The sequence below is a fragment of the Saccharopolyspora sp. NPDC002578 genome (genome assembly GCF_053592695.1).
The window spans coordinates 14,264-31,111 of the sequence record NZ_JBSFWJ010000059.1; the positions used below are offsets into that span (position 1 = coordinate 14,264).

Sequence of the window (16,848 nt, forward strand, 5' to 3'; positions counted from 1 at the left end):
CCGCCGATGTGTTAGCGCTAACACTGGCGGCTCGATCCGATCGAGGCGGAAGCGGGGGGCGGCGATGGCCGAGGAATCCGGTGGTCCGGTGGCCGGTGCGCCGGGCCCGGTGCAGCGGGCCTCGCTGGCCGACGTCGCCCGGCTCGCCGGGGTCTCGCACATGACGGTGTCCCGCGTCGTCAACGGCACCGGGCCGGTGCGGGCCGACACCCGGCGGCGGGTGCTCGACGCCGTGCGGCGGCTCGGCTACCGGCCCAACCCGCACGCCCGGGGACTGGCCACCGGGCGGTCGCGGGTGCTCGGCGTGGTCGCGCTGGACTCCGTGCTCCACGGGCCGGCGAGCACGCTGTTCGGCATCGAGAACGCCGCCCGCGACTCCGGTTTCGGCGTCTCGGTGGCCAGCGTCCGCGAACCGGGCAGAGCGGGCATCGGTGAGGCGGTCGACGCGCTCAGCGCGCAGGGCGTGGCGGGCATCGTGGTCATCGCGCCGCACGCGGAGACGGGACGGGCGCTCGACGACGTCCCCGCGGGCGTGCCGGTCGTCGCGGTCGCCGACACCGAGCAGGCGCCGGTCCCGGTGGTCGCCGTGGACCAGCGCGACGGCGGGCGCCAGGCCACCGAGCACCTGCTCGCGCTCGGGCACGAGACGGTCTGGCACATCTCCGGTCCCGACGGCTGGTTCGAGACCGAGGCCCGCGAGCAGTCGTGGCGGGCCGCGCTGGAGGAGCGGGGCGCAGCGGTGCCTCCGGTGCTGCGCGGGGACTGGAGCCCCCGCTCCGGGTACGAGGCGGGGCGGAAGCTGCTGCGGTATCCGGGCGCGGACGCGGTGTTCGCGGCCAACGACCAGATGGCGCTCGGCCTGCTGCGCGCGTTGTCCGAAGCGGGCCGGTCCGTTCCGGGCGACGTGCGGGTGGTCGGGTTCGACGACGTGCCGGAAGCCGCCTACTACTCCCCACCGCTGACCACGGTGCGCCAGGACTTCCTGGCCCTGGGGCGCATGACGTGCGACCAGCTGCTCCGGCTGGTCGAAGGCGCGGCGGACGTGCCCGACCGCTCGATCGTCGCGGCCGAACTCGTGGTGCGCGACAGCACCGGAGCCCGCGACCCGTGACGCGGGCTCGGCGGTCCGCTCGATCCCTGAACGCACCGCTGATCCCTGCGAACCTCCGATCTTGTCGGCGGCGAAGCCGCTGAGCAGTGACCACGCACGCGGCCGGGTTTCCCGCGAGGACGGCGATTTCCCTCGCGGTGGAGCCGGGCCGGGACATCGACCCCGCAGCGCTGGGGTCCCGCCACCCGACCCCTACGCAGATCACCCCGGAAGGCCTCTTCGCCAACGAAGACGAGGAAACGAGAACCATGCTCAGTGCCGATGGCTTACGGCTGTCCATGAACTGGATGGACAACCTCATCCTGATCGTCTACTTCGCGGTGGTGCTGGGCATCGCCCTGGCCGCGAAGCGCAGTGTCCGCAACAGCCTGGACTTCTTCCTCTCCGGCCGATCGCTGCCCGCGTGGGTGACGGGGCTGGCGTTCGTGTCGGCGAACCTCGGCGCCACGGAAATCCTGGGCATGGCGGCGAACGGGGCGCAGTACGGCGCCTACACGATCCACTGGTACCTGATCGGCGCGATCCCGGCGATGGTGTTCCTCGGCCTGGTGATGATGCCGTTCTACTACAACTCGAAGGTGCGCAGCGTCCCGGAGTTCCTGCTGCTGCGCTTCAGCCGCTCCTCGCACCTGCTCAGCGCCGCCCTGTTCGCGGTGGCCTCGGTGCTGATCGCGGGCGTGAACCTGTACGCGCTGGCGATCGTGCTGCGGGCGCTGCTGGGCTGGCCGCTGCCGGTGTCGATCGGTGTTGCGGGCGTGTTCGTGCTCGCCTACATCATCATCGGCGGGTTGTCCTCGGCGATCTACAACGAGGTGCTGCAGTTCTTCGTCATCGTGGCCGCGCTGGTCCCGCTGACCGTGCTCGGCCTGGCGAGGGTCGGCGGCATCGGCGGGTTCATCGACCGCGTTTTCGCAGGCCCCGGACCGGAATTCCTCACCGCGTGGGGCGGCACCGGGTTCGGCCAGGACAACCCGCTGGGGGCGAACTGGCTGACGATCACCCTCGGGCTCGGCTTCGCGGTGTCGTTCGGGTACTGGACGACGAACTTCGCCGAGGTGCAGCGCTCGCTGTCGGCGCGCAACCTCTCGGCGGCGCGGCGCACCCCGCTGATCGCGGCGTTCCCGAAGATGTTCATCCCGCTGATCGTGGTGCTGCCCGGCATCATCGCGCTGCTGGTGTACCCACAGATCGGGCAGGCCGGTGGCGCCTACGACTACAACGACGCGATCCCGCTGCTGATGCGCGACCTGCTGCCCAACGGCGTGCTGGGGCTGGCCGTGACCGGGCTGATGGCCTCGTTCATGGCGGGCATGGCCGCGAACGTGTCCAGCTTCAACACGGTGTTCACCACCGACATCTGGCGGCCCTACCTGAAACCGGGCATGCCGGACGCGCACTACCTGCGGGTGGGCCGCGTCGTCACCGCGGTGGGCGTGCTCGCCGGCATGGGCACGGCGTTCATCGCGGCATCGTTCAGCAACATCATGAACTACCTGCAGACGCTGTTCTCGTTCTTCAACGTGCCGCTGTTCGCGACGTTCATCCTGGCGCTGTTCTGGAAGCGGATGACCGCGAAGGCCGGTTTCTACGGCCTGCTGGCGGGCACGATCGCGCCGATCACCTTCTACGTGGCGTACAAGACCGGCGTCGTGCCGATCGCCACCGACCAGGGCGCGAACATGATCTCCTCCATGATCGCGTTCACCGTGGACGTGGCCGTCAGCGTGCCCGTCGCGCTGGCCACCGCGCCGAAGCCGGACTCCGAGCTGCGCGGGCTCGTCTACACGAGGGCCGCGGCGAACGACCGCGGTGAGGAGCTGCCCGGCGACTCCGCGTGGTACCGCCGCCCGGCGCTGCTCGGCTGGGGCGCGATCGTGCTCGCCGCGGCCTGCTACCTCCCGTTCTCGTTCTGAGCGAATCCCGCACCTGGAAGGAGGCCACCATGACCGAACCCGACCGCCCGGAGCACGGCACACCAGATGAGCACGCCGCCGACATCGCGGAACTGGAGCGGAAATCCGGCACCGCGGCCCGGTTGTTCGACGTCCGCAGCGTGATCGGCGGGCTGTTCGTGTTCTACGGGCTGCTGATCGGCGCCGCCGGGCTGTTCGCCGACGCGGACGCGCTGGCGAAAGCGCAGGGCATCAACATCAACCTGTGGACCGGGCTGGCGATGCTGCTGGTCGGCGGATTCTTCCTGCTGTGGCTGAAGACCCGGCCGCTGCGGGTGGAACCGCCGAACGAGGAGTGACCATTCGACGCCCCGGATGAAAGGACGATCCTTGCCGCACACTCGACGGTTCCTCGCCGAACACGGCTTCGCCGCCGACGATTCTCCCGCCACCAGCGGGAAGCGCTTCCCCGACGGGGCGCACTACCGCGTGGAGATCCCCAGCACCGAAGGCCCGGAAGTGCTCGACGCGGTGCTGGAGGAGGCGCGCGCCAGAGAAGTGGTGGTGCACCGGATCTCCCAGGGCAGCGGGGCGCTGTTGCTCACCGACGTGGAGCTGGCGCGGATGGCGGGCACGGCGGCGGACGCCTCCGTCGAGCTGAGCCTGTTCGCCCGGCCGCTGGCGGGCTGGGACATCGGGGCGATGGCGACCGCGTCCGGGGGCGGCCCCGTCGCGGCGCAGGCCCGCGGCACCGACGGGCTCGTGCACGCGGTGGACGACATCCACCGCAGCGCCGAAGCGGGGGTGCGCAGCGTGCTGATCACCGACCTCGGCGTGCTGCGGATCGCCGCGAAGATGCGGGAATCCGGTGACCTGCCACCGGATCTGCAGTTCAAGATCAGCGTGCAGATGGGCTTGGCGAACCCGGCTTCGGTGCGCATCGCCGAAGATCTCGGGGCCGACACCTACAACGTGCCGACCGACCTCACCACCGGGCAGCTCGCCGCGATCCGCGCGGCGACCGACCTGCCGCTGGACGTCTACATCGAGGCGCCCGACGACCTGGGTGGGTTCGTGCGGCACCAGGAGATCGGTGAGATCGTGCGGGTCGCCGCGCCCGTCTACGTCAAGTTCGGGTTGCGCAACGCGCCGAACATCTACCCGAGCGGCACCCACCTGACGCCGACCGCGGTGGCCCTGGGGCGGGAACGGGTGCGGCGGGCCCGCATCGGCCTGGACCTGCTCGCCCGGCAATCGCCGGACGTGGGCACCTCCGTGCCGGGCGCGGACGGGCTGGCGCTGCCGCAACCGCGAAACCGGACCGCGGCCACTTCCTGGATGACCGAGCGCACGACCGACGGGGGAGCGGAATGAAGATCACCCACCTGGACACCTTCGTGCTCGGCACCCCGTGGCGGGACCTCACCTACGTGCTCGTGCACACCGACGACGGACTGGTCGGAGTCGGCGAGACGCGGATGCTCGGGCACACCCAGGCCCTGCTGGGCTACCTGCGCGAAGCCGCGCCCAGGCACATCGTCGGCACCGACCCGTTCGACCTGGAATCGCTGGTGTGGCGGATGAAGCACGGCGACTACGGGCGGGCCGGGGAGATCGCGATGTCCGGCATCGGCTGCGTCGAGATGGCGTGCTGGGACATCATCGGCAAGGCGCTCGGTCAGCCCGTGTGGCGGCTGCTCGGCGGCAAGGTGCGCGATCGGATCAAGGCCTACGCCAACGGCTGGTACACGGTGGAGCGGTCGCCCGAGGAGTTCCACGCCGCCGCGCAGGAGGTCGTGCGCCGCGGCTACCGCGCGCTGAAGTTCGACCCGTTCGGGCCGGGCCGGTGGGAACTGGAACCCGCCGAACGGCGACGCTCGGTGTCGCTGGTCGAAGCGGTGCGCGACGCCGTCGGCCCCGACGTGGAACTGCTCGTGGAGATGCACGGCCGCTTCACCCCGGCCGAAGCGGTGCGCATCGCGGGCGAGCTCACCGAGTTCTCCCCGAGCTGGATCGAGGAACCGGTGCCGCCGGAGAACTTCGCCGCACTGTCCACAGTGGCCGAGAAGGTGAGCGTTCCGGTGGCCACCGGCGAACGCGTGCACGACCGCACCGAGTTCCGCGAGCTGTTCGAGCGGCGGGCCGTGGACGTCATCCAGCCCGACATCGGGCACTTCGGCGGCATCCTGGAGACCCGCAAGGTCGCCGCCACCGCCGAAAGCCACTACGTGCTGATCGCACCGCACAACGTGGGCGGGCCGGTGCTCACCGCCGCCAACCTGCACCTGGCGGCGGCCACCACGAACTTCAAGATCCAGGAGCACTTCAACGACTTCGCCGACCGGCACGTGAAGCAGGCGGCCCCCGGGCTGCCCGAGGTCTCCGACGGCTACTTCCCGCTGCCCCAAGCACCCGGTCTCGGCGTGGAGCTCGACGTGGACTTCGTGCGCGAACACCCGCCGGAAGGCGCGCACTTCGACCTGTACGCCGACGACTGGCAGTTCCGCGGCACCGGGGGCTCCGCGTGAACGATCGTGCGGTGATCATCGATCGGCCGGGGGAGTTGCGGATCGGCCGCGTCGAAGCCGTCGAACCCGGGCCCGGCGAGGCGCTGGTGCGGGTGGCGTGGAGCGGGATCTGCGGCTCCGACCGGGAGGTGTTCACCGGCGGACGGCCCGACGCGTTCGTGCGGTACCCGGTGATCCCCGGCCACGAGTGGTCCGGCACGGTGCTCGCGGTCGGGCCCGGCGTCACCGGCGACTACGTGGGTCACCACGTCGTCGGCGAGGGATTCCGCGGCTGCCAGTCCTGCGACGCGTGCCGGCGCGGCGAGAACAACCTGTGCGGCGCGGGCTACGAGGAAACCGGGTTCACCCTGCCCGGCGCGTGGTCCGGGCACCTCGTGCTGCCCGCCCGCCTGCTGCACGTGCTGCCGCCGGAAGCCGATCTGCGGGCGGCGGCCGTGCTGGAACCGGCGGCGTGCGTCGGCGAGGCCTGCCTGCGGCTCGGCGGGGTGTCGGGGGAGCGGGTGGCCGTCGTCGGCGGCGGCAGCCTCGGGCTGCTCGGGACGCAACTGCTCGCGGCCACCGGCCCGGCGGAACTCGTCGTCGTGGAACCGAGAACGGGCCGCGAGGAGATCGCCGAGTCGTGCGGGGCCACGACCGTGCTCACCCCCCTGGAAGCGGTGCGGCGGTGCGGCCGGTTCGACGCGGTGCTCGAAACCGCGGGCACGCCCGGCACCGCGCACCTGGCGACCCGGCTGGCCCGGCGCGGCGGGCGGGTGGCGCTGACCGGGGTGCCTCCCGAGTCGGATTCGCTGCCCACGGCGCGGCTCGTGTCCGCGCAGCTCACCGTGCACACCGTGTTCGGCGCGCCGTCCCGTGCCTGGTCGCACGTGGTGCGCCTGTTCACCGCCGGGGTGCTGGACCCGGGGCGGATCATTACCCACGAGTTCGCCCTGCCCGACGCCGCCGAAGCCCTGGAGACCCTGGAGGAACCCGGCCCCCACGTCGGCAAGATCCTCCTCAACCCCCACCGATGACCCCGCGGCGATCGGAGTGAACGGACCGTTCGTCCAATCCCGTTGGACCAACGGTCCGTTCACCCCGAACCACACGCGCATCGCTGCACAGCGCAGCGCGCGATGCAACGACATCATGCAAGGCGCACGAGCTTTTTCGGAGTGAACGGACCGTTCGCCCAATCCCGTTGGACGAACGGTCCGTTCACTCGAACCCGGTGGCGACCGACGACGGTGTTGATCTCCCGGGGGGTCGGGAAGGGGGTGGGGTGAACGGACCGTTCGTCCGAGGAGATCGGTCGAACGGTCCGTTCACCCGAATCGAAGACGGGTGCCGGGGCAGTGGTGCGGATCGTGGGTGGAGGCGGGTGAACGGACCGTTCGACCAGTCCGGTTGGACGAACGGTCCGTTCACCCCGCGGGAAGGAGTCGGATGGACGTGCGGCGGTATCGGGCGGAGCAGGTCACCGAGGCGTGCGCGAAGCACGGGGAAGGGCCGGTGTGGCACGACGGCTGGCCGGGGTTGCGGTGGGTGGACATGCTCGCGGGCGACGTGCTCACGCTGCTGCCCGACGGGACCGTGCGGCGCACGCACGTGGGTTCGGTCGCCGCCGCGCTGCGGCCGAGGATCGGTGGCGGCGCGGTGCTCGCGGTGGAACGGGGCTTCGCGCTCGCCGACGACGACCTCACCGACGTGCGCCCGTTCGGCGAGCAGTGGGCCGATCCGGGAGTGCGGATGAACGAGGGCGGCTGCGACCCGCACGGCCGGTTCTACTGCGGATCGATGGCCTACGCGGCCACTCCCGGCGCGGGCGCGCTCTACCGGCTCGACGCGTCCGGGCGCGCGGAGGTGGTGCTGGACGGCGTGACGATCTCCAACGGCCTGGCGTGGAGCCCCGACGGCGCCCGCGCCTACTACGTGGACACGCCGACGCAGCGGGTGGACGTGTTCACCTACCGCGACGGCGAGCTCACCGACCGGAGGCCGTTGGTGCGCATCGACCCGGTGGTGGGAGCTCCGGACGGGTTGACGGTGGACGCCGAGGGCTGCGTGTGGGTGGCGCTGTGGGGCGGCGCGGCGGTGCACCGCTACGCGCCGGACGGCGGGTTGCTCGCCGTGGTGGCGCTGCCGGTGCCGCGCGTGACCGCGTGCACCTTCGGCGGCGTCGACCGGACGGACCTCTACATCACGACCTCCCGCCAGGAGACGGACGTGCGTCGCCACCCGGAGGCCGGCGCGTTGTTCGTGCTCCGCGACGCGGGGCGCGGCCTGCCGGTCCTGCCCTGCGCGATGAGCCGACCTGGCACGCGTTGATCAGACCGTCCGCTCGACCGGGATTCCGGATGACATCCTGAGCTCGACGCAGAGGAGGTCCATCGTGGTGACCGTTCGCCCGTCGATCGGAGCCGTGGAACACGGGGCGCTCGTCGCGATCTGGCGCAGCGCGGTCGATGCGACGCACACCTTCCTCGCCGCCGCGGATCGCGACGAGATCGAGCGGCACCTGGCGTCGGACCACTTCCCCGCGGTCGTCCTCTCGGTCGCGGAGATCGACGGCGATCCGGTGGGTTTCGCGGGCACGCTCGACGGGAACCTGGAGATGCTCTTCGTCGACGCGGCTCACCGCGGGAGCGGGATCGGCACAGCGCTCCTGCGGCACGCGATCGCGGAGCACGGCGTGACGAGGCTCGACGTCAACGAGCAGAACGAGCAGGCCGCGAGCTTCTACGCCCACCGCGGCTTCGAAGTCACCGGCCGCAGCGAGACCGATGACGCGGGCCGCCCCTACCCGCTGCTCCACCTGCGACTCGGCTCCGCGTCCTGACGCGGAGCCCCATCCCGACCGCCCGACACGCCCCGGTCCACAGCCCCCTCCGCCTCCGCCCGATCTGGGGATGAATCCCTCACCTGTGGACAACTTCCCCGATTTCTCGCGAAATCGTTCGGCAACGGCCACGGCGTAGCGCCGAGAATCACCTGTTGATCTGCACGGATAACCATCTTGTAGTGGTGGGCGGTGGTTCAATTTCTCGCGAAATTGCGGGGGGTTGGAGCAGGTGCGGCTTGGTTCGGCGGAGCGGGCGGCAAGGTTGCGGCAAGGCGTTGACAACGTTGCGCAAGGGGGCGTTCGATGGCTCGCGCCGCGCCGATCAGGCGGTGCGGCGCGACGGAGCGGAGGCGGTGTGGCGGCAACGCTGACCGAAGTGGCCGAGCACGCGGGCGTGGCGCTGTCCACGGCGTCCCGCGCGTTCGGCGAACCGGGCAGGCTCGGCGCGGACACCTTGCGCAAGGTGCTCGCCGCCGCCGAGGAACTCGGCTACGAACCCGGGCGTTCCCGCCGCGCGGGCGACCTGCCGCGCGGCACCACGGTCGCCGTGGTCGTGCCCGACATCGCCAACCCCGTGTTCGGCGCCTTCGTCAAAGCAGCGCAGGGCGAGGGCCGGCACCGCGAGCAGACCGTGGTGCTCGCCGACACGGCCTTCGACCGCGACCGCGAGCGGGACGTGATCGCGCGGCTGCGGGACCGGGCCGACGGCATCGTCGTGTGCTCGCCGCGGCTGGACGCCGAGGAGTTGCCCGCGCTGTGCGGGCGCACCCCGGCGGTGCTGGTGAACCGGGAGACGGCCGGAGTCGACTGCGTGCTCACCGACGCGACCGACGGCTTGCGCCAGACCGCGGACTACCTGATCGCGCTCGGGCACCGCCACCTCGCCTACGTGCAGGGGTCCGCGCGTTCCTGGTCGAACACCCATCGGCTCGGCATCGTCACCGCGCTCGCCGAGCAGGCCGGGGTGCGGCTCGACGTGCTGGGCCACCAGGCGGAGACGGTCGCGGGTGGCACCGCGGCCGCGGCCGGGGTCGTCGCGAGCGGAGCCACCGCGGTGATCGCGCACAACGACCTGGTGGCGCTCGGCATCGTCGCGGGCGCGCGGACGCTGGGCGTGCACGCCCCGGCGGACCTGAGCGTCGTCGGCTTCGACGACATCCCGCTGGCCGAGGTGACCCACCCGGCGCTGACGAGCATCGCCGCGCCGATGGATCGCGCCGGGGCGGTGAGCGTGGAGCTGCTGCACCGCGCCGTCGCGGGTGAGCGGCGCCTGCCGCGCACGGTGCACCTGCCCACTCAGCTCGTGGTGCGCGGCACCACCGGGCCCGTCCGAGAGGGGATCGCATGAGCCGCGACCGGATCGCGGCGGCCGAAGTGCTGATCACCAGCCCCGGCCGCAACCACGTCGCCCTCAAGATCACCACGGCCGACGGGGTCGTCGGCTGGGGCGATGCGACGCTCAACGGCCGCGAACTCGCCGTCGCCTCCTATCTGCGCGATCACCTGGCGCCGCTGCTGATCGGCCGCGATCCGGCGCGCATCGAGGACACCTGGCAGTACTTCTACCGGGGCGCGTACTGGCGGCGCGGGCCGGTCACGATGACCGCGATCGGGGCCGTGGACCTGGCGCTGTGGGACATCAAGGGCAAGACCGCCGGGCTGCCGGTGTACGAACTGCTCGGCGGCGCCGTCCGCGACCGGGTGCTGAGCTACACCCACGCGTCGGGATGGGACCTGCCGGAACTGCTCGACTCCGTGGACGCCCAGCGGGAGCGCGGTTTCCGCGCGGTGCGGGCGCAATCCGGCGTGCCGGGCCTGGACACCGTCTACGGCGTGCACCGGGGAGCCGCCGGCTACGAACCGGCGGGCCGGGGCGCCGCGCCGCACGAGGAGGTGTGGGACACCGCCGCCTACCTGCGCCACGCGCCGGAGGTGCTCGCCGGGGTGCGCGAGCACGTCGGCCCGGAGCTGCACCTGCTGCACGACGCGCACCACCGGCTCACGCCCGGTGAAGCGGCGCGGCTCGGGCGGGCGCTGGAACCGGTGGACCTGTTCTGGCTGGAGGACGTCACGCCGGCCGAGAACCAGGAGGTGCTGCGCCGGGTGCGCGCGCACACCACGACTCCGCTGGCCATCGGCGAGGTCTTCAACACCGTGTGGGAGTGCCAGACGCTGATCACCGAGCAGCTCATCGACTTCGTCCGCACCTGCGTGACCCACGCGGGAGGGATCACGCACCTGCGGCGGATCGCGGCGCTCGCGGAGCTGTGGCAGGTCCAGCTCGGTCCGCACGGCCCGTCGGACGTGTCGCCGGTGGCGCTGGGCGCGTCGCTGCACGTGGGGCTGAGCACGCCGAACTTCGCGATCCAGGAGTACATGGGCTACGGCGAAGCGGTGCACGAGGTCTTCCCGCACTCGTGGCGCTACGCCGACGGCCACCTGCACCCCGGCGACGAGCCGGGCCTGGGCGTCAGCGTGGACGAGGACGCCGCCGCGAAGTTCCCGTACGAACCCGCCTACCTGCCCGTCGCGCGCCGCCGCGACGGTTCGATGACGGATTGGTGAGCAGATGACCACGCCCCGCCTCGCGGCGAGCACCGCGCCCCTGGCCGCGCTGCTGCGGCCCGCTCCGCCGGAGCGCACCGGGATCGTCCACTTAGGACTCGGCAACTTCCACCGCGCGCACCAGGCCGTGCACACCGCGCAGGCCCTCGCGCACACCGACGGGCCCTGGGGAATCCTCGGCGTGGCAGGGCGTTCCACCGACGTCGCCGACGCGATGCGCGAGCAGGACCTGCGCTACTGCGTGCTCGAACTGTCGGCGCACGGCAGCCGTGCCGTCGTGCCCGCCGTGCACACCGGAGTGCTCGTCGCCGCGCAGCAGACCGACGCGGTGCTCGACGCCATCGCCGCGCCCGACACCCGGATCGTGACGATCACCGTCACCGAACGCGGCTACACCTACTCGCCGCGCACCCACGCGCTCGACGTCGACTCCGAGCCGGTGCGCGCGGACCTGCGCGGCGACGCGCCGCCGCGCACCACCATCGGGCAGATCGCGCGCGGCCTGCAACGCCGGGCGCGCGCCGGATCCGGGCCGATCACCGTGCTCAGCTGCGACAACCTCGGCGCCAACGGGCGGCGGACGCGGCGGCTGGTGCGGGAGTTCATCGCCGAGCTCCCCGCCGCCGAACGCGACGAGCTCGAACCGTGGCTGGCCGAATCGGTGACGTTCCCCAACAGCATGGTCGACCGCATCGTGCCCGCCACCACCGACGAGCACCGCGAGGCGGCCCGCGCGCTGCTCGGCGCCCGCGACGCGGTCCCGGTGCCCGCGGAACCGTTCAGCATGTGGGTGCTGGAGGACGAGTTCGCCGCGGGCAGGCCCGCGTGGGAGCACGCGGGCGCGCTGTTCACCGACGACGTCGAGGCCTACGAGCTGCTGAAGTTGCGGCTGCTCAACGGAACCCACTCGCTGATCGCCTACCTGGGCGCCCTCGACGGGTGCGACACCATCCCCGAGGCGATCGAGCGGCCGTTCATCGCCGACGCCGCCCGGCGGGCCCTGCGCGACGACTACCTGCCGACGCTGGAGGTGCCCGACGCGATCGACGCCGACGACTACGTGCAGCGGCTGTTCGAGCGGTGGGCGAACTCCGCGCTGCGCCACCGGACCCGCCAGGTCGGTTCGGACGGTTCGGTGAAGCTCGCCCAGCGCGTGCCCGATCCCGCGCTGGCGCACCTGCGCTCCGGGCGGGTCCCGCAGCAGCTGGCGTTGACGGTCGCCGCCTACCTGTGCTGCCTGGCGCCGGCCGCCGACGCCGGTCCGCACGCGGCGGCGATGTCCGACCCGGCGCGGGACGCGCTCGTGGAGTCCTCGCGCCGCAACGGTTCCACCCGGTCCTTCGTGGACGACGTGCTCGGCGGTGGGCTGCTCGGCGCGGAACTCGCCGGGCACGGCGAGTTCGCCGCGCGGGTCGCCGAACTCGTCGACCTCATCACCCGGCACGGCCCGGCCGCCGCGGTCCGCGAGACCACCACCTGACCGAACCCCGCAGAACCACCCCGCCGTCGCGCACCGCCGCGACCTGATCCATTCGAGGACGCATGGACAGCAGAGCACCCGCCGGCACCGCCGCGCCGTCCCAGCCCGCCGACCCGCGCTCGGTGCGCCGAGCGGCGTGGGCGGGCCTGATCGGCACCGCGCTGGAGCAGTACGACTTCGTCATCTACGGCACCGCCTCCGCGCTGGTGTTCAGCGAGCTGTTCTTCCCCGGGGTGTCCCCGGCGGCCGGATTGCTCGCCAGCTTCAGCACCTACGCGGTCGGCTTCGCCGCGCGCCCGCTCGGCGGCCTGTTCTTCTCCCGGCTGGGAGACCGGCTCGGGCGCAAGTGGGTGCTGGTGACGACGTTGCTGCTGATGGGCGGCTCCACGCTGGCGATCGGCCTGCTGCCGACGTTCGACCAGGTCGGGCTGCTCGCCCCGGTGCTGTTGCTGCTGTGCCGCTGCCTGCAAGGTCTCGGTGCCGGAGCGGAGCAGGCCGGTGGCGCCACCTTGCTCACCGAGACCGCGGCACCCGGTAGGCGGGGGCGGCTGGCGGCGCTGGTGATGACCGGCGCGGCGCTGGGCACCGCGTTCGGCGCGGTTGCCTGGGTGCTGGCGCAGCTGCTGCCGGAGGACCAGCTGATGAGCTGGGGCTGGCGGCTGGTGTTCGCCAGCAGCCTCCTCGTGACCGTCGCCGCGCTGATCCTGCGGCGCAGGCTCGCCGAAAGCCCCGTGTTCCAGGAGATCCAGCAGCAGGAAGCGGAACCGCGCCGACCCGTGGCGGAGGTCTTCCGGCGCGGCAGGCGCCCGCTGCTGCTGGTGTTCTTGATGAACGTCGGCGCGAGCGCCCAGTCCTACACCTACCAGGTGTTCATGGCGTCCTACCTGGTGTCCTCCGTCGGAGTCGACGCCGAGCTCGTCCCGAAGGTGTTGCTGATCGGTGCGCTGTGCGGCGGTGTGGCCGCCGCCGGGTTCGGCGCCCTGTCCGACCGGTTCGGGCGCAAACCCGTGTACGCGACGATCATGGGCGCGCTGGTCCTGCTGCCCGGACCGAGCTTCATCGCGCTGAGCACCGGATCCACCACCGCGATCGTCGTGGTGATCGTGCTCGGCTTCATCCTCGCCTGCCACGGCGGCGTCGGCGTGCAGATGAGCTACTTCCCGGAATTGTTCGGCACCCGGTACCGCTACGCGGGCGTGACGCTGGGCCGCGAGTTCTCCTCGGTGCTCGGCGGCGGTGTCGCCCCGCTGCTGTGCACGGCGCTGGTCGCCGCGTTCGCCGGATCGTGGATCCCGGTCGCGATCTACATGTCCGCGGTCGCGCTGATCAGCTTCGTCGCGACGTTGCGCAGCCCGGAAACCCTGAACCGCAACCTCACCAGCGCCGACGATGCATGATTGCCTGTCTTCGGTCTCGGCTTGCGCAGGGGTCGGGTGGCGGAACCTCAGGTGTCTTCTCGCTGCGGGATCTTTTTCCCTAGTGGCTCCGCCACGAGGGAAAAAGCTGTCCTCGCGAGAAGAACGCTGAGAACCCGCGGGTGGTCGATCTGCGTGCGTGGTCGCTGCTCAGCGGCTTCGCCGCTGGCAAGACACAGATCAACGACGTCGCTCACCTGGAACGACGGCGGGTGGTAACGGCAAACGGGAGTGCATTGCTCCGTTCGCGTTGTTGACCGGGGGTGCCGGACGCGCTCTGATGGGTGATCACGTTGGAGAGCCGGTGCTCGCCGTCGAGGAACGAGGAATCCCGAGATGAGTTTCCACTTCACGTCGCCCACGCGGGTCGGTGGTGTCCGGGCCGTGCTGATCGCGCTGGTAGCGGTGGCGGCGGCGGTGGCGGTCGCGCTGCTGGTCGCGGTGCAGCCACCGGCGAGCGCGGTGGACGGCAAGCACGCGGCGCTCTACTACCAGACCCAGTACGACGGGGACCGGTACGTTTCGCCGCTGGAGCTGACCGCGAACGGCGCACCGGTGACCGACGTGATCGTCGGCGCGGTCCACCTGAACTCGCCGACGGAACTGCACCTCAACGACGATCCGCCGGACGCCGCGAAGTACGACCAGATGTGGACGGACCTGCGCGCGCTGCAGGACGGCGGCGTGCAGGTGCTCGGCATGGTCGGCGGCGCCGCGCACGGCAGCTTCCAGCGGCTGGACACCGAGTTCGACACCTACTACCCGCTGCTGAAGGACTTCCTGAGCACGCGCGGGCTCGACGGCGTGGACCTCAACGTCGAGGAGGAGATGTCGCAGCAGGGCATCCAGCGGCTCATCACCGCGCTGCGCGCCGACTTCGGGCCGGACTTCCTCATCACGATGGGGCCGGTGGCCAGCGCGCTGTCCGGTGGCGGCAACCTCTCCGGGTTCGACTACGACCAGCTCTACCGCGAGGTCGGCGGCGAGATCGCCTGGTTCAACGCCCAGTTCTACAACGGCTGGGGCGACGCCTCGTCGACTGCGGACTTCGACGCGATCGTCGACCGCGGGGTGATCCCGGCGGAGCGGATCTCGGTGACCGCGCTGACGAACCAGGGCAACGGCGGCTCCGGCTACGTCGACGTCGCGGGGTTGCGGGCCACGCTGTCGGCGTTGCAGGCCGCGCACCCGAACTTCGCCGGGGTGACCGGGTGGGAGTATTTCAACTCCCAGCCCGCCGAGGGCTCAGACCCGTGGCAGTGGCTCATCGACGTCGCGAGCGCCTGGAACTGACCCGGGTTCGGAACACGGCACGTCCTAGCCTCCGGGAGCGGGGCGTGAGGGTTGAGAACCGGTGCACTGGGAGACGTTTTCCTGTTGCGCCGTCGGGTAACCCGGGGGCTGCTTCCGCTGTCGGAGGCGGTTCGGCGGCGGCACGGCCCGCCGCCCCCGCGTCCGGCGCACCCGACGGAAAGGGGACCGGACCGTGCCCGCTTACGCGACGCTGAACCCGACCACCGGCAGGACCGAACAGGAGTTCGCCGGGCTCGACGACTCGGCCGTGCCCGAAGTCCTGCGCCGCTCGGACGACGCCTTCGCGGACTGGCGCGCGACGCCCGCGGCCGAGCGCGCGCAGCTGCTGATCCGGATCGCCGACGCCTACGGCCGCCGCGAGCAGGAGCTCGCCGAGCTGATCACGACCGAGATGGGCAAGCCTCGGAACGAGGCGGTCGGCGAAGTGCGGCTGGCCGCCGCGATCTACCGCTGGTACGGCGAACACGGCCCGGACCTGCTGGAACGCGAAGTGCTCGACCCGCAGGGATCCGACGAGTCCGTGGTGCAGACCGAGCCCGTCGGCCCGCTGATCGGTGTGATGCCGTGGAACTACCCCTACTACCAGGTGGCCCGGTTCGTCGCCCCGAACCTCATGGCGGGCAACACCATCATCCTCAAGCACGCGCACCTCTGCGCGGCCTCGTCGGAGCTCATGGCCGAGATCGTGCACACCGCCGGGGTGCCCGCGGACGCCTACCTCAACGTGTTCGCGAGCAACGAGCAGATCGCCGACATGATCGCCGACCCCCGGGTGCGCGGCGTCTCGCTGACCGGCAGCGAACGCGCCGGTGCTTCGGTGGCCGAGACCGCGGGCCGGAACCTGAAGAAGGCCGTGCTGGAGCTGGGCGGCTCCGACGCGTTCATCGTCCTCGACGACGGCGACCTCGAACGGACCGCCGAGGTCGGCGCCCGGGCGCGGCTGTCCAACACCGGGCAGGCCTGCAACTCCCCGAAGCGGATGATCGTGGGCAACGACCGGCTCGACGAGTTCACCGCCATCGTCACCGAGGCCTTCGAGTCCGCCCAGGTGGGAGACCCCGCCAACCCGAGCACGCAGGTCGGCCCGCTGTCGTCGACCGGTGCGCGGGACGCGGTGGTCGACCAGGTCCGCCGCGCCGTCGAGCAGGGCGCCACCCTGCACACCGGGGGCGACGCGCTCGACGGCGACGGAGCGTTCATGCGCCCGGCCGTGCTGACCGGCGTCACCCCGGACATGGACGCCTACTCCGAGGAGATCTTCGGACCGGTGGCCGTCATCCACGGCGTCGAATCGGACGACGAGGCGGTCGCGCTGGCCAACGACGTGGGCTTCGGGCTCAGCGGTTCGGTGTGGGGCGCGGACATCGAGCGCGCGCAGCGGATCGCCGACCGGCTAGAGGTGGGCATGGCCTACGTCAACGAGCACGGCACGACGCTGCCGGGCCTGCCGTTCGGCGGCGTGAAGCGCTCCGGTTTCGGCCGCGAACTCGGCCGCTGGGGGATGGGGGAGTTCGTCAACACCCGGCTGCGCCGGACGTCGAAGACGAAGAAGTAGCGCTCCCGCCCCGGAAAACGATCCACGTCGGGCCGTGCCCTCAGTCGCAGGGCACGGCCCGGCGTGTGCGCGGCGGAATCCGCACTGGCTGTCTTTGATCTCGGCTTGAGCAGTGGGGCGCTCAGCGGAACCTCAGCGGCTTCCTCGCCGCGGGATCGATTTCTCAG

14 protein-coding genes are annotated in these 16,848 nt (G+C 71.8%); all 14 read left to right on the top strand.

All coding sequences use genetic code 11. The annotated features are described in order from the left end of the window. Nucleotides 1–64 precede the first annotated feature (64 nt). The 14 genes from ACWD38_RS23150 to ACWD38_RS23215 all read left to right on the top strand — a co-directional run bounded on the left by ACWD38_RS23150 (nt 65) and on the right by ACWD38_RS23215 (nt 16,681). A complete protein-coding gene (locus ACWD38_RS23150) occupies nt 65–1,111 on the top strand; it encodes a LacI family DNA-binding transcriptional regulator (RefSeq protein WP_450124893.1) in 1,047 nt (348 codons plus the stop codon). A gap of 248 nt (nt 1,112–1,359) precedes the next feature. Continuing rightward, a complete protein-coding gene (locus ACWD38_RS23155) occupies nt 1,360–3,024 on the top strand; it encodes a sodium:solute symporter family protein (RefSeq protein ID WP_450124894.1) in 1,665 nt (554 codons plus the stop codon). A gap of 29 nt (nt 3,025–3,053) precedes the next feature. After that, nucleotides 3,054–3,362: a hypothetical protein gene (locus tag ACWD38_RS23160; RefSeq protein WP_184478691.1), complete on the top strand. Its 309-nt coding sequence runs from the start codon at nt 3,054–3,056 to the stop codon at nt 3,360–3,362. Nucleotides 3,363–3,393: 31 nt separating this feature from the next. Next, nucleotides 3,394–4,377 (top strand): U32 family peptidase, encoded by a 984-nt coding sequence (locus ACWD38_RS23165; protein WP_246456729.1) that lies wholly within the window; start codon nt 3,394–3,396, stop codon nt 4,375–4,377. Beyond that, nucleotides 4,374–5,531, top strand: coding sequence for a mandelate racemase/muconate lactonizing enzyme family protein (locus ACWD38_RS23170; RefSeq protein ID WP_184478693.1), 1,158 nt, complete (start codon nt 4,374–4,376; stop codon nt 5,529–5,531). Before ACWD38_RS23165 ends, ACWD38_RS23170 begins: the two co-directional genes overlap by 4 nt. An 11-nt stretch (nt 5,532–5,542) precedes the next feature. After that, nucleotides 5,543–6,544: a zinc-dependent alcohol dehydrogenase gene (locus ACWD38_RS23175; protein WP_343071323.1), complete on the top strand. Its 1,002-nt coding sequence runs from the start codon at nt 5,543–5,545 to the stop codon at nt 6,542–6,544. Between the two features lie 412 nt (nt 6,545–6,956). Next, nucleotides 6,957–7,838, top strand: coding sequence for an SMP-30/gluconolactonase/LRE family protein (locus tag ACWD38_RS23180; protein ID WP_184478695.1), 882 nt, complete (start codon nt 6,957–6,959; stop codon nt 7,836–7,838). Between the two features lie 64 nt (nt 7,839–7,902). Beyond that, entirely contained in the window at nt 7,903–8,349 is a 447-nt protein-coding gene (locus ACWD38_RS23185; RefSeq protein WP_184478696.1) for an acetyltransferase, read from the top strand. Between the two features lie 358 nt (nt 8,350–8,707). Beyond that, nucleotides 8,708–9,700, top strand: coding sequence for a substrate-binding domain-containing protein (locus tag ACWD38_RS23190; RefSeq protein ID WP_184478697.1), 993 nt, complete (start codon nt 8,708–8,710; stop codon nt 9,698–9,700). Then, a complete protein-coding gene (gene manD, locus ACWD38_RS23195; RefSeq protein ID WP_184478698.1) occupies nt 9,697–10,917 on the top strand; it encodes a D-mannonate dehydratase ManD in 1,221 nt (406 codons plus the stop codon). Before ACWD38_RS23190 ends, manD begins: the two co-directional genes overlap by 4 nt. Nucleotides 10,918–10,921: 4 nt before the next feature. Continuing rightward, nucleotides 10,922–12,397, top strand: coding sequence for a mannitol dehydrogenase family protein (locus ACWD38_RS23200; protein WP_184478699.1), 1,476 nt, complete (start codon nt 10,922–10,924; stop codon nt 12,395–12,397). Nucleotides 12,398–12,459: 62 nt separating this feature from the next. Then, nucleotides 12,460–13,794, top strand: coding sequence for an MFS transporter (locus ACWD38_RS23205; RefSeq protein WP_184478700.1), 1,335 nt, complete (start codon nt 12,460–12,462; stop codon nt 13,792–13,794). Nucleotides 13,795–14,148: 354 nt separating this feature from the next. Further along, entirely contained in the window at nt 14,149–15,105 is a 957-nt protein-coding gene (locus tag ACWD38_RS23210) for a glycosyl hydrolase family 18 protein (RefSeq protein WP_450124895.1), read from the top strand. A 193-nt stretch (nt 15,106–15,298) separates the two neighbouring features. Further along, entirely contained in the window at nt 15,299–16,681 is a 1,383-nt protein-coding gene (locus ACWD38_RS23215; protein ID WP_450124896.1) for an NAD-dependent succinate-semialdehyde dehydrogenase, read from the top strand. Nucleotides 16,682–16,848 lie beyond the last annotated feature (167 nt).